The organism is Burkholderiales bacterium, assembly GCA_035518095.1.
Lineage (GTDB): Bacteria > Pseudomonadota > Gammaproteobacteria > Burkholderiales > JAHFRG01 > JAHFRG01.
This window is the reverse complement of sequence record DATIXX010000005.1, coordinates 112,029-124,254: the sequence shown is the minus strand read 5'-3', so window position 1 is coordinate 124,254 and position 12,226 is coordinate 112,029. Positions and strand designations below refer to the sequence as shown.

Sequence of the window (12,226 nt, the reverse complement as noted above, 5' to 3'; positions counted from 1 at the left end):
ATAATTTATAGCCCTAAATAACGATTTTTCTAGGGAGCGTGTCATGGAGCCGCGTCAGGTTGCCGTCGGCCAAGGTTGGCAATGGATCGTGCAGGGATTTGATCTCTTTAAAAGAAGCCCGATAATCTGGGTGGTCCTGATCATTATTCTGTTCTTGATAGCATTTGCGCTGCATTATATCCCGATACTTGGGCCCCTGATATTTTATATACTCTCGCCCGTTTTTCTCGGCGGATTGATGATCGGTTGCCAGGCACAGCAGAGAGGCGAAGAACTGGAAATCGCGCACCTATTTGCCGGCTTCACGAAAAACACTAACTCGCTTATCGCACTGGGCGGCGTCTATCTTGTTGGACAAATCATTATACTCGGCGTGATGTTCCTGCTCGGGGGCGGCGCCCTGTTCAACCTCATGACAGGGAACAAGCCCGACATTGCCGCGATGAGCGCGACGCTGAGCGGTACTATGCTTGCAATGCTGGTCGGTCTTGCACTCTACGTGCCGCTTGCGATGGCTCTGTGGTTCGCCCCGGCGCTTGCGGTGTTAAACGACATGCCGCCTTTCGCCGCGCTGAAATCAAGCTTTGACGCCTGCATGAAAAACGTCGTCCCGTTTTTGATTTATGGCATCGCGTTGTTCATATTATCGATAATTGCCAGTATCCCGCTGCTACTTGGTTTCCTGATTCTGGTCCCGGTTACTCTTGCATCCATGTATGCCAGCTTCCGGGATATTTACGCCGGCGCTTAGGCATATCAACGAAACTTCACTTCAAGCTGGAATCAGCTTAGCGTACTCCAGAGCCAGCCATTTCACTCCAGCTTTGTGAAAATTGACCTGTACCCGGGCGTCCGACCCGCGCCCTTCGGCATTAACGATTACTCCAGCGCCGAATTTTGGATGCAGCACATTTTGCCCTACATGCCACGATGACGGCAGCTCAGCGCTAAAATTTAAGGGTTGAGGGCTCAGACCCCGCGCAGTCTTGTCTTCAATGCTAAGCACTGAATTTCCGACACCCGATTTCGGGTTGACCCGCTTAATCAGCTCGATCGGAATTTCTCCCAGAAAGCGCGAAGCGATGCTGTAGCGCGTTTGCCCATGCAGCATTCGGTTCTGCGAAAAGCTCAGGTACAGCCTGCGCCGGGCGCGGGTAAGCGCTACGTACATCAGCCTCCGCTCTTCTTCCAGTCCACCGGGTTCGATCAGACTTTGTTCGTGCGGAAATAATCCCTCTTCCAACCCGCTGATGAACACCGTGTGAAACTCCAGGCCCTTGGCGGAATGCGCGGTCATCAGTTGCAAAGCGTCCGCGCCTTCCCCCGCTTGGTGTTCGCCGGCTTCCAACGCGGCATGTGCTAGAAATTCCACCAGCATGTTTTGCACGCTTGATTCAGCGCTTTCAATAACGAAACCGGCCGCGGCATTACTGAGTTCCGCCAAATTTTCCAGACGATCAGCGCCGTCCTTCTGCCCCTGGTAATGTTGTTTGAGACCGCTTTGTTCGATGACGTGTTCGATTACTTCCGGCAAGGCCAGCGCGGTGCAGGTTAAGCGCAGCGATTCGACCAGGGCGACAAAACTTTCGATGCCTCTTTTCTGTGGAGGGCCGCTTCCCGGCGCTTTAGCTCGCGCTTTGCGCAGCGCCGCTTGCCACAAACTGCAGTGCTGCTCCAGCGCTTGTTCCTGCATTTGCTCCAGGCTGCGGCTGCCTATGCCGCGCGCTGGAAAATTGATCACCCGCAAAAGCGCGCCGTCATCCTCGGGATTTGCCACGAGTCGAAGGTAAGCAAGCGCATGCTTGATTTCCTGGCGCTCAAAAAAGCGCAGGCCTCCGTATACCCGGTATGGAACTGCAGCGGAAAATAACGCGTGCTCCAGCAATCTGGACTGGGCGTTGGAACGGTACAGCACCGCCATGTCCGAAAGTTTACTGCCCCCGGCGGCCAGCGCTTTCACCTCCTCCACGATATGTCCTGCTTCCTCGAGATCAATTGCGGCTTCATAAAGGCGCAGAGGTTCGCCGTGCCCCTCGGCAGTCCACAGATTTTTTCCGAGGCGCGCTTGGTTGTGGCGAATCAGCGCATTTGCGGCATCCAGGATATTTGCATGCGAGCGGTAGTTTTGCTCGAGTTTGATTACGGTGGCCGCCCCGAAATCCTGCGCGAAACTCAGCATGTTTCCTGCGCTTGCGCCGCGGAAAGCGTAAATTGACTGGTCGTCATCTCCGACAGCAAAAACCGAATTTTTTGGACCGGTGAGAAGCCTGAGCCAAAGGTATTGCAAGCGGCTGGTGTCTTGCAATTCATCTACCAGAATATGCTGAAAACGAGCGCGATAATGCTCGCGCAGGAATTCGTTGCGCGACAGCAATTCATATGAGCGCAGCAGCAATTCGGCAAAGTCCACTACGCCCTCGCGCTGACACTGCTCGTCGTACGCTTGGTAAAGCTCATTGAGCTTGCGCGAATAATCATCCGCAGTTTCAACCTCGGCAGCCCGCAAGCCTTGTTCTTTTGCGTCGTTGATGAAGTACTGCAGCTGTTTCGCCGGGTATTTCTCATCGTCCACATTAAGGCTTTTCATGAGGCGCTTAATCAATGCCAGTTGATCCGCGCTGTCAATTATCTGGAAAAGCTGCGGCAATCCCGCATCGCGATGATGCGCGCGCAGCAGGCGATTGCATAACCCATGAAATGTGCCGACCCACATGCCACGAGTGTTGATCGGCAGCATGGCCGAAATGCGTGCCAGCATCTCCTTCGCCGCTTTGTTGGTGAAGGTAACCGCCAGGATGCCCATTGGCCCCGACTGGCCGGTCTGAATCAGCCAGGCAATACGTGTGGTGAGCACGCGCGTTTTGCCGCTGCCCGCACCGGCAAGAACCAGCGCCGACTGTTTGGGAAGCGTGACAGCTTCCAGCTGCTGAGGATTTAACCCTGAGAGGATGGACATGCAGAACTGCTCGGCGCTTGTTCGCTAAATAAATTATTATATGCGATCGCCGTTATTTGACCGAAACGGAATCAGGCAAGCTTCTTCTTTTCCATCAGTTCGAGAATGAGCGGAGTTAAGATGAGTTGCATCGCCAGGCCCATTTTGCCGCCGGGCACTACAATGCAGTTGGGCCGCGACATGAACGAATCATGGATCATGGCCAGCAGATACGGAAAGTTGACTCCCTTGGGATTGCGGTAACGGATTACCACGAAGCTTTCATCCGCCGTAGGAATATCGCGCGCGATAAACGGATTGGAAGTGTCCACCGTCGGCACGCGTTGGAAATTGATGTGGGTGCGGGAAAACTGCGGCGTGATGTAATAGACGTAATCATGCATTCGCCGTAGGATCGTGTGCGTCACAGCCTCGATCGAGTAGCCGCGGTCCTTCATGTCGCGGTGAATCTTCTGTATCCATTCCAGGTTGACAATCGGCACCACGCCGATAAGCAAATCGACATATTTGGCGGCATTGACGTTTTCGGTCACGACCCCGCCGTGCAAGCCCTCGTAAAACAAAAGTTCACTGCCTTCCGGCAGCGGCCCCCATGGCGTAAAGGTACCGGGCGCTTGGTTAAACGGCGCGGCTTCTTCCTCGTTGTGCAAGTAGCGCCTCACCTTGCCGGTGCCGTGCTCGCCGTACTGCCGGAACAATGTCTCCAGTTCAGGAAATAGGTTCGCCTCCGGGCCGAAATGGCTGATTGGATGCTGGCCGTTTTTTTCCGCCTTTGCGATCTCCAGCTTCATTTCCTCGCGGTCATAGCGATGAAAGCTGTCGCCTTCGATCGTAATGGCGTTAATCGACTCACGGCGGAAAATGTGCTGGAAAGTTTGTGTGACCGAGCTGGTGCCGGCGCCGGAAGAGCCCGTTACCGCGATGACTGGGTGTTTGCGAGACATTGAGATATTTATCCGGATAGCGACCCAAGTTATTCTAGACGTTATGCCGCGCGTATAGTACAAAATTATAAGCGATTGTTACATTATTTTATTTACGCAATTAGTGATTCTTACGCAGCGCAAAAATTGCTTTTGCTTCATCGATAAAAACTGGCGCACGAGACCGGAGTGCAACAAAAAACTTTCGCGCATCGCTAGCTACGTGTTGTCACCCCGTTTTCCGGCACGTGATCGGGTATACTTTCAAAGGTATACACTGCGGAAAATTAAGACCTAAATTCTTTTTTATGCAAGCGCAATATCAGCCCCAACAAATAGAGCGGGACGCACAGCAAATCTGGGAAGCGCGCAAGGCATTCCGCGCCGAGGAACGCTCTGACCTGCCGAAGTATTACTGCCTTTCTATGTTTCCCTATCCTTCAGGCAAGCTGCACATGGGGCACGTGCGCAATTACACGATTGGAGATGTCCTTAGCCGCTACCACCGCATGCGAGGTTACAACGTGCTGCAGCCGATGGGTTGGGATGCGTTTGGCCTGCCGGCGGAAAATGCGGCAATGGCGAATAATCTTCCACCCGCGAAATGGACTTACGACAACATCGCGTACATGAAAAAACAACTTCAGTCATTGGGTTTCGGCATCGACTGGCAGCGCGAGTTTGCCACCTGCAAGCCCGATTACTACCGTTGGAACCAGTGGTTGTTCCTGCGCATGCTGAAAAAAGGGCTCGCCTTCAAAAAGTCCGGCATCGTCAATTGGGATCCGGTGGACCAGACGGTGCTCGCAAATGAGCAGGTTATCGACGGGCGCGGCTGGCGCACCGGCGCACTCGTTGAAAAACGCGAAATACCGATGTATTACCTGAAGATCACCGCGTACGCCGACGAATTGCTCGAAGCATTGGAACAACTTCCGGGCTGGCCGGAACGAGTGAAGACCATGCAGGCGAATTGGATCGGTAGGAGCGAAGGCGTCGAGATCGCGTTTCCCTACGCCGACGATCCCGGCCAGACACTCAAGGTATTCACCACGCGCGCTGATACTTTGATGGGTGCAACCTATTGTGCTGTCGCCGCAGAACATCCGCTGGCAAACCGCGCAGCAAAGAATAATCGGCAGCTTGCAGCATTTGTTGAAGAATGCAAGCGCGGCGCAGTCATGGAAGCCGAACTCGCAAACCAAGACAAGATCGGCATGGCTACAGGCCGGTACGTCATTCACCCGCTCTCGGGGGATAAACTACCGGTATGGGTGGCGAATTACGTATTGATGGGCTATGGCGAGGGTGCGGTCATGGCGGTTCCTGCGCACGACCAGCGTGATTTTGAATTTGCCACTCGGTATCAGTTGCCCGTTAAGCCCGTAATCAAGCCCTTCGGGGCTCCATTCGCGCTGCCGCTTGCAGAAGCTTATGTCGAGCACGGTATCACGTTTGATTCGGGCGAATTTTCAGGACTCAATTATCAGCAGGCGGTCGATTCCATCGCAGCGGCGCTGAACAAAAAGGGCTTGGGCCGAAAGCGCGTCCAGTACCGCCTGCGCGATTGGGGAATTTCTCGCCAACGCTACTGGGGCTGCCCGATCCCTATAATTCATTGCGAAAACTGCGGCGATGTGCCGGTGCCCGATGATCAGCTGCCTGTGGTATTGCCGGAAGACTTGGTGCCTGACGGGACCGGTAATCCGTTGACCAAGACACCCGCATTTTACGATTGCCAGTGCCCTAAATGCGGAAAGAAAGCCAAGCGCGAAACGGATACGATGGATACATTTGTGGATTCATCCTGGTACTACATGCGTTACGCCTGTCCGGACCAGAACCGTGCGATGGTTGATGAGAGGGCCAGCTATTGGCTACAAGTAGACCAATACATCGGCGGCATCGAACACGCCATTTTGCATCTTCTGTACTCGCGTTTCTGGACCAAAGTCATGCGCGACATTGGTATTATCAAGATCGACGAGCCGTTTGCCAACCTGCTCACCCAGGGCATGGTGCTCAATGAAATTTTCTTCCGTAAAAGTGCGAACGGCCGCATCGTTTACTTCAGTCCTGCGGAGGTTGAAATCGAGTTTGATAAGAACAACTCCAGGACGGGCGCGAGACTCAAGTCGGACGGGAGACCGGTGGAATCCGGCGGCATGGGTACCATGTCCAAGTCCAAGAACAACGGCGTCGATCCACAGGCACTGATTGAAGAGTACGGCGCCGATACCGCAAGGCTATTCGTTATGTTTGCGTCTCCGCCGGAGCAAACACTGGAATGGTCTGATGCCGGAGTTGAAGGCGCGAGTCGGTTTCTTCGCAGGTTGTGGTTGTTTGCTGCGGGACCGGGGAGGGACGCTCTCAAGCACGCCTCGATTTGCCCCGGCAATCCGATTAAGGATTGGTCTACGCAACCGCCTCGGATACGCGAATTTCGCAGGGGCATCCACCTTGCATTGAAACAGGCATCCTATGACTACGAGCGAATGCAGTTTAATACCGTCGTATCCGCCTGCATGAAAATGCTCAATCTGCTTGAAGGCTTTTCCGGAGGACCCGGAGTCGCCGACGTAAACGCGCTGTCACAGGTTACTTCGGAATCGTTGAGTATCTTGTTACGCGTGCTCTATCCGGTGACGCCACATATTACCTATGCGCTGTGGAAGGAGCTGGGCTATGACGCCCAGCATGGCGATTTGATTGACGCGCCTTGGCCTGCCGTCGACGAGACGGCGCTGGAACTGGAGGAGATTGAGCTCGTGTTGCAGGTCAACGGCAAGCTGCGCGGCAATATGCGCGTTCCACGGGACTGCGCGCGCGAAGCTATAGAAAAATTAGCGGTGTCACATCCCTGTGTGCAAAAATACATAAATGGCCAACCCGTTAAGAAAGTGGTCGTCGTGCCTGGACGATTGGTCAATGTAGTGGTGTAACAATGTTCACTCCGGTCAATAGAGTCCTGCTCGCCGTATTTTGCCTCGCGGTTGCGTCATGTGGCTTCCATTTGCGCGGACAAGCTACCCTGCCCTTCGATACCGTTTATGTCAACGCCGACACTGATCCTTCGTTTGCCGCGGAACTGAAGCGCGCATTGCTTGCCGGCACCAACGCCCGTGTAAGCGATAATCCCAACAACGCAGACGCCATTTTTCAGCTCCTGGGCGAGACCAGGGGAAAGGATATCCTTACCGTGAATACCGGCGGCACTGTGGCCGAATATGAACTGCAGTTACGCGTCGTGTTCCGCGTGTACAACAACAAAGGCCGCAACTGGGTGCCGCAAACCGCAATCGTTCTGAAGAGGGTCCTTTCATACAGTGATACGGCCGTGCTGGCCTTCAACGACGAAGAAGCACAGATGTACAAGGACATGCAAAGCGACGCGGTGCAGCAGGTGGTGCAGCGCATGAGCGGGGCCAACGCCCCCGGTTGACGATGCGGGTCGCGGCCGAGCAAATCAAGCTGCATTTGCAGCGCGGACTCGAATCGCTGTACACGATTTACGGCGACGAACCGCTGCTGGCACTGGAGGCCGCCGACTCCATACGCGCGGCGGCAAAGCAGGCGGGATTTGCCGAGCGCGAAATACTGACCGCGGATGGCGGATTTGACTGGCAGCGCCTGACAATGAGCAGCCGAAGCCCCTCGCTGTTTGCCGACAAAAAACTGATCGATCTGCGCGTCCCCTCGGGTAAACCCGGCGTTGAAGGCGCACAGGCAATTGAAGCTTTCTGCTCCGCGGTGGGACCTGAACTCCTGGGCTTGGTGCAGCTTCCGAAGCTGGACCGGCAAGCGCAGGGGTCAAAATGGTTCGGGGCCCTGGCTCACCGAGGTATAGTGGTTAGCGCCAAGGCGGTGGAGCGCGGGCAACTTCCACAATGGTTAGCTCGACGACTCGCGGCACAGAAGCAAAGCGCAGATCCTGATACGTTGCAGTTTATTTCCGACCGGGTTGAAGGCAACTTGCTCGCCGCGTTTCAGGAAGTGCAAAAACTTGCGCTGCTGTTTCCGCCTGGGAAACTGAGCTTCGAGGACGCCAAGCAATCGGTGCTGGAGGTCGCGCGCTTCGATGTATTTAAACTCAGTGAAGCGATTTTGAGCGGAGATGCGACTCGTTTGGCCCGGATTGTCGAGGGTCTGCGCGGCGAGGGGGTGCCGCCACTGCTCGTTCTCTGGGCGGTGAGCGAAGATGTCCGGGCATTGCTTAAAATCGTTAGCGGTATGGAGCAGGGCAGGACGTTCCCGCAACTGTTTCGCGACGTGCGGGTGTGGGGCGCGCGCCAGGACCTCATGCAGGCGGCCGCCAAGCGAACGCGCAAAAGTATGCTCGAAGACGCGCTTTTGCATTGCGCGCGCCTTGACCGCATGATTAAAGGCTTGGGTTCGGGCCAAATATGGGACGAGTTCCTGAACTTGGGATTGCGATTCTGTTCCGGCTCGGTCGGAGTTAAAATGCACTGATATGGATATTCTCGACATCAAAAAGTATATGCAGGGCGTTGGGCGCGAAGCGCGCGCCGCGTCCCGGTTTATGGCCCGCGCCAGCACTGAATCCAAGAACCAGGCGCTCACGTCCGTGGCGCAGGCGATAAGGCGCGAAGTCAAGGGCCTGCTTGCTGCAAACAACAAAGATATGGAATCGGCTCGCGCTAACAAGCTGGATCACGCACTGCTGGATCGTCTTGCACTAACTGCAAGAGCGATAGACGACATGGCCGAGGGCTTGCTGCAGATAGTGCAACTGCCTGACCCGGTAGGCGAAATAAGCGAACTCCATTACCGCCCTTCGGGAATCCAGGTTGGGAAAATGCGCGTGCCGCTGGGCGTGATAGGGATTATTTATGAAGCGCGCCCCAATGTAACCGCGGATGCGGCCGCGCTATGCCTCAAGGCCGGAAATGCGGCTATCCTGCGTGGCGGGTCGGAGGCAATGCATTCCAACCAGGCCATTGCGGCACTGGTGCGCGAAGGTTTAAGAGCTGCGGGACTGCCGGAAACCGCAGTACAGGTAATTGAAACCACCGACCGCGCAGCGGTCGGCGAATTGCTTACCATGAAGGATTTTGTCGATGTCATCGTTCCGCGCGGCGGCAAAAGCCTGGTTGAGCGCATTTCAAGCGAAGCGCGCATTCCGGTTATCAAGCATCTGCACGGCGTCTGCCACGTCTACATCGACGAGCGGGCCGATTTGGACAAGGCGGTGCGCATAGCCGATAACGCCAAGACGCAGCGCTACGGGACGTGCAACACTATGGAAACACTGCTGGTAGCGGAAGCGATCGCGCCCAAGGTTTTGCCAACACTTTGCAAAATTTATGTGGAAAAAGGCGTCGAGCTGCGCGGCGATCCGGCTGCGTGCGGGCTGGTGCCGCAAATGAAACCTGCGACCGAGGAAGACTGGTATACGGAATACCTGGCCCCGATCTTGAGTGTGCGCGTGGTGAAAAGCCTCGATCAGGCAATCGAGCACATCGCGACTTACGGATCGCAACATACCGACGCAATCGTAACCGAAGACTACAGCCATGCCATGCGTTTTCTGCGTGAAGTGGATTCAAGCTCGGTGATGGTTAATGCCTCGACCCGATTCGCGGACGGCTTTGAATACGGGCTGGGCGCTGAAATCGGGATTTCCACCGACAAGATTCACGCGCGCGGCCCGGTAGGGCTGGAAGGACTCACTTCGCAAAAGTTCATCGTGCTCGGCGACGGACAAATCCGGCAATAGACTTTAAGGCAGCAACGCGAAACACAATATAGACAGGAGCAACAGGATGTCTCAGGTTTCACTTAGTTCGTCCTGTTAATTGGCTGTTATGCTAGGCCGCCTCTCTACGTGACTAATCTAGGCTTCTATGAACCAGCTTGTTGAAGTCAAAATACCCGATATCGGCGATTTCAAAGATGTGCCGGTAATCGAAGTCCTGGTGAAACCCGGCGACAGCGTAGCCCAGGAAGATCCGCTGGTCACGCTGGAATCTGACAAGGCGACCATGGATATTCCCGCTCCGCAAGCGGGAGTGGTGAAAGAGCTCAAGATTAAAACCGGCGATAAGGTTTCGGAGGGTTCACTGATTCTCACGCTGGACGCTTCGGTTTCGGCTAAATCGCCCCCAACACGTCAGGTCTCGCCCGCCGTTCCGTCTACAGGGAGCGGCGCCGACCTCCGCGCAGAAGTTGTGGTGCTCGGTTCCGGCCCGGGCGGATACACTGCGGCATTTCGCGCTGCCGATTTGGGCAAACAGGTCATTTTGATCGAGCGCTATCCCGATTTGGGCGGGGTTTGCCTCAACGTCGGTTGCATTCCATCGAAGGCATTACTACATGTCGCCAAGGTCATGAGCGAAGCCGAGGAGATGGCCCGTTACGGCGTGACTTTTAGCAAGCCGACAATCGAAACCGAGAAACTTCGCACCTGGAAGCAAAGCGTGACCGGCAAACTGAGCAAAGGCCTCGCGGGACTCGCTAAACAGCGCAAGGTGCAGATCGTGCAAGGTGTGGCCCGGTTTGCCTCACCCAAAACGATGCAGGTGGATACGCGCGATGGCAGAAAAACTGTGTCCTTCGACTACTGCATCATAGCAGCGGGGTCGCAAGCGACCAAGATTCCGGGCTATCCCGACGACCCGCGCATCATGGATTCAACGAGCGCATTGGAGATCCAGGATATCCCACAAAGATTGCTGGTAATAGGCGGCGGTATTATCGGTCTGGAATTGGCGTGCGTGTACGACGCGTTGGGCTCAAAAATTAGCGTGGTGGAATTGCTGGACGGATTAATGCTCGGTGCGGATCGCGATCTTGTCAAGCCTCTGCAAAAACGCGTTGAAAAACGCTACGAGGGAATCTATCTTAAAACCAAAGCTGCAAAAATCGAACTGCAAAAGGACGGATTGAAAGTGCATTTCGACGGCAGCAACGCGCCCAAGTCGCAGCTTTTCGATCGTGTCCTAGTGGCGGTTGGAAGGCGGCCCAACGGCAACACGATCGGCGCGGAGAGCGCCGGTGTTCAAGTGACTGACAAGGGGCTCATCCCGGTGGACAAGCAGATGCGCACCAATGTGCCGCACATTTTCGCAATTGGCGACATTGTTGGAGAACCGATGCTCGCACACAAAGCGACGCATGAAGGCCGGGTCGCCGCGGAGGTTATCGCGGGACACAAAGTGGCGTTCGACGCGCGTAGTATTCCATCGGTGGCCTACACCGACCCGGAAGTGGCGTGGATGGGGCTGACCGAAACTCTAGCCAAGGAACAAGGCACCGAATTTGAAAAGGCAGTGTTTCCCTGGGCGGCGAGCGGGCGGGCGCTCGCGCAGGGACGCGACGAAGGCATGACCAAGCTCTTGTTCGACAAACGCACCAACAGACTGCTCGGCGCCGGCATTGTAGGACCGAACGCCGGCGAACTCATTTCCGAAACCGTACTCGCACTGGAAATGGGAGCCGACGCGGAGGATATCGGGCTCACTATCCATCCCCATCCTACCCTTTCTGAAACTGTGTTCTTCGCCGCAGAGATGGCGCAAGGCACCATCACTGATCTTTACATTCCGAAAAAGTGAATGCCTTAGCGTGGAGCAGCAGGCTGCTGCAATAAACCTGCAAACTGCATCAGCTCGGTCGCATTTAGGTCGGACACGGCCCAAAACTGCATTCCCGAATTGCGCCAGTGGATCAGACTATAGCCCCGCTCGCTTTCGCTTCGCGCCACGCTATTCTCGCCTGACTCTACGGGCCAAACGAAAAGATTAATGTAATGCTTGCGGTGCCTGTAGACTAGCGCCGCCACCGGCCTGTCGTTGATGTAATCGAGCCGGCCGCCGACCAGCGGAAAATCTTGCGCGGTCAAATCGAGGACCTCCGGTGAAAAATCCAGCTTGCCGTTGAACCAGGGCTTTACCGTATGCTGGTCGGATGAAGCCACATCTGCCAAATGATCCCCCATGAGCGACCGCACATGGCCTGAGATGATTTCATCGGTAAGGCGCTGCTCTTGATTAGCTGCATTAAAATGCAGTGCCACGCCCCAAGTAATTACCGCGGCAAATGCCATTGAAGCGGCAAATCGCAGCCAGCCTAAGCCGGGTTGTCCGAAAACAATTGTTTTTTTGCGGGGTTTTGGCAGCGCAGCGCGTATACGCGCTTCAAGATATTTCGGCTCAGCATAATAGCTCGCGCGCTCGCGAATAGCCGATCGCATAGCGGTTCCTTGAGAGTAAAGCGCTTTGCATTCAGCGCAGTCCTCAAGATGTTTTTCAATTTCCACAGCACGCACTAAGTCGATTTCCTTATCAAGATGGCCGTGTATCAGATACCGGGTTTCATCGCAATTCAT

General features: G+C 55.2%; 9 protein-coding genes. 6 read left to right on the top strand and 3 right to left on the bottom strand.

Translation table 11 applies throughout. The annotated features are described in order from the left end of the window. The first annotated feature begins 43 nt into the window (after positions 1–43). Positions 44–751 carry a BPSS1780 family membrane protein gene (locus VLV32_00910; GenBank protein HUL40459.1) on the top strand — a complete coding sequence of 236 codons (708 nt, stop codon included), beginning with the start codon at positions 44–46 and terminating at the stop codon, positions 749–751. 21 nt (positions 752–772) lie between these two features. Here VLV32_00910 and VLV32_00905 read toward each other — a convergent pair whose 3' ends face one another. After that, on the bottom strand, positions 773–2,956 hold the full coding sequence (locus VLV32_00905) for a UvrD-helicase domain-containing protein (GenBank protein ID HUL40458.1): 2,184 nt from the start codon (positions 2,954–2,956) through the stop codon (positions 773–775). Between the two features lie 71 nt (positions 2,957–3,027). Continuing rightward, complete coding sequence (locus VLV32_00900; protein HUL40457.1) at positions 3,028–3,900, bottom strand: phosphoribulokinase; 873 nt, start codon at positions 3,898–3,900, stop codon at positions 3,028–3,030. A gap of 287 nt (positions 3,901–4,187) precedes the next feature. Between VLV32_00900 and leuS the strand changes: the two genes are divergently transcribed. The 5 genes from leuS to lpdA all read left to right on the top strand — a co-directional run bounded on the left by leuS (position 4,188) and on the right by lpdA (position 11,453). Beyond that, positions 4,188–6,821: a leucine--tRNA ligase gene (leuS, locus tag VLV32_00895; GenBank protein ID HUL40456.1), complete on the top strand. Its 2,634-nt coding sequence runs from the start codon at positions 4,188–4,190 to the stop codon at positions 6,819–6,821. Between the two features lie 2 nt (positions 6,822–6,823). Then, positions 6,824–7,321, top strand: a complete 498-nt coding sequence (lptE, locus tag VLV32_00890) for an LPS assembly lipoprotein LptE (GenBank protein HUL40455.1) — start codon at positions 6,824–6,826, stop codon at positions 7,319–7,321. 2 nt (positions 7,322–7,323) lie between these two features. Further along, the gene (gene holA / locus VLV32_00885; GenBank protein HUL40454.1) at positions 7,324–8,349 is read left to right on the top strand and encodes a DNA polymerase III subunit delta; all 1,026 of its coding nucleotides are present in this window, start codon (positions 7,324–7,326) and stop codon (positions 8,347–8,349) included. Position 8,350: 1 nt separating this feature from the next. Next, complete coding sequence (locus VLV32_00880) at positions 8,351–9,616, top strand: glutamate-5-semialdehyde dehydrogenase (GenBank protein HUL40453.1); 1,266 nt, start codon at positions 8,351–8,353, stop codon at positions 9,614–9,616. A gap of 127 nt (positions 9,617–9,743) precedes the next feature. Beyond that, the gene (gene lpdA, locus VLV32_00875; GenBank protein HUL40452.1) at positions 9,744–11,453 is read left to right on the top strand and encodes a dihydrolipoyl dehydrogenase; all 1,710 of its coding nucleotides are present in this window, start codon (positions 9,744–9,746) and stop codon (positions 11,451–11,453) included. Between the two features lie 5 nt (positions 11,454–11,458). On the opposite strand, the gene VLV32_00870 is transcribed toward lpdA, so the two are convergent. After that, positions 11,459–12,226, bottom strand: a complete 768-nt coding sequence (locus tag VLV32_00870; GenBank protein ID HUL40451.1) for an anti-sigma factor — start codon at positions 12,224–12,226, stop codon at positions 11,459–11,461.

Bases quoted from the DNA above. Each gene is read 5' to 3' on its own strand.
- VLV32_00910 (HUL40459.1), top strand. From the start codon at position 44: ATGGAGCCGCGTCAGGTTGCCGTCGGCCAAGGTTGGCAATGGATCGTG.
- lptE (HUL40455.1), top strand. From the start codon at position 6,824: ATGTTCACTCCGGTCAATAGAGTCCTGCTCGCCGTATTTTGCCTCGCG.
- VLV32_00905 (HUL40458.1), bottom strand. From the start codon at position 2,956: ATGTCCATCCTCTCAGGGTTAAATCCTCAGCAGCTGGAAGCTGTCACG.
- lpdA (HUL40452.1), top strand. From the start codon at position 9,744: ATGAACCAGCTTGTTGAAGTCAAAATACCCGATATCGGCGATTTCAAA.
- leuS (HUL40456.1), top strand. From the start codon at position 4,188: ATGCAAGCGCAATATCAGCCCCAACAAATAGAGCGGGACGCACAGCAA.
- VLV32_00900 (HUL40457.1), bottom strand. From the start codon at position 3,900: ATGTCTCGCAAACACCCAGTCATCGCGGTAACGGGCTCTTCCGGCGCC.
- VLV32_00870 (HUL40451.1), bottom strand. From the start codon at position 12,226: ATGAATTGCGATGAAACCCGGTATCTGATACACGGCCATCTTGATAAG.
- VLV32_00880 (HUL40453.1), top strand. From the start codon at position 8,351: ATGGATATTCTCGACATCAAAAAGTATATGCAGGGCGTTGGGCGCGAA.
- holA (HUL40454.1), top strand. From the start codon at position 7,324: ATGCGGGTCGCGGCCGAGCAAATCAAGCTGCATTTGCAGCGCGGACTC.